The sequence below is a fragment of the Okeania sp. SIO2B3 genome (genome assembly GCF_010672525.1).
In the GTDB taxonomy this organism is placed as follows: domain Bacteria; phylum Cyanobacteriota; class Cyanobacteriia; order Cyanobacteriales; family Microcoleaceae; genus Okeania.
On sequence record NZ_JAAHGH010000246.1, the window covers coordinates 1 to 1,024 of the forward strand.

1 protein-coding gene is annotated in these 1,024 nt (G+C 40.8%); it reads left to right on the plus strand.

Features of this window, described 5'->3' with window-relative positions:
• The first annotated feature begins 104 nt into the window (after positions 1–104).
• On the plus strand, positions 105–959 hold the full coding sequence (locus tag F6K15_RS37965; RefSeq protein ID WP_293071274.1) for a transposase family protein: 855 nt from the start codon (positions 105–107) through the stop codon (positions 957–959).
• Positions 960–1,024: the final 65 nt, after the last annotated feature.

The following is a 1,024-nucleotide window of genomic DNA, read 5'->3' on the forward strand; positions in this document are numbered from 1 at the left end:
AGAGTTGTCGCTTTATAAGGTAAAGTAAAATTAGTAGGGTATTTAAAAAAGGACAATGTTAGATATCAATCGGGTGCTAAAAGAAGAACGCCTCAGTACGGGCATTGACTGGACTAAACCGTAAGGCATTCGATGAATTATTACAAGCTTTTTGTGCCCAACTAAACTCGGAAGCGATCGCCACAATGCAGAAACATCGACTACGAGCTCTAGGAGGAGGGCGAAAAGCCAGATTATTAGAGCCTAAAGACAAGCTATTTTTCATATTGTTTTACTTTAAATGCTACCCTACCTTTGATGTGGCCGGATTATTGTTTGACCTACACCGCAGTCGAGCACATCGTTGGATGTTGAGATTACAACTATTGCTGGAGAAGGCATTGGGTAGAAAAATGGCCTTACCAGAACGCAAATTAGAGAGTATACAGGAATTCATAACTAGGTTTCCATCTGTCACAGAAGTAATGGTTGATGGGACAGAGCGACCTATTCAACGTCCTCAAGACCAACAGAAACAGAAGGATCATTACTCAGGAAAAAAAAAGCGCCATACACGTAAACATCTGATCCTCACAGATCGGGAGCGACGAGTGCTAGTGTTATCGAAAGCACGAGAGGGCAAGGTTCATGACAAACGGCAGTTGGATGAAGAGAAATTGGCAGATTTTGTCCCGGATGAAGTGACAATTCATGTAGATTTAGGCTTTCAAGGATTACAGAAGGAATTTGTCAACATCAAAATTCCCAAGAAAAAGCCAAAAGGAAAAGAATTGACGGAGCAAGAGAAACAACTAAATAGAGAAAAAAGTAGTGTCCGCGTCAAATGCGAACACGCTATATCAGGTGTAAAGAGATACAACGCAGCGAAAGCATTGTACAGAAATCACATGAAAGATTTAGACGATCGCTTTATGTTAACAGCTGTAGGACTCTGGAATTTCTACCTAATGGCAGCATAAGTGGATAGGAAAAACCAGAATCTTGTTTTGCCACTTTCAGGGCTTTATTTAGCGACAAGTCTAAT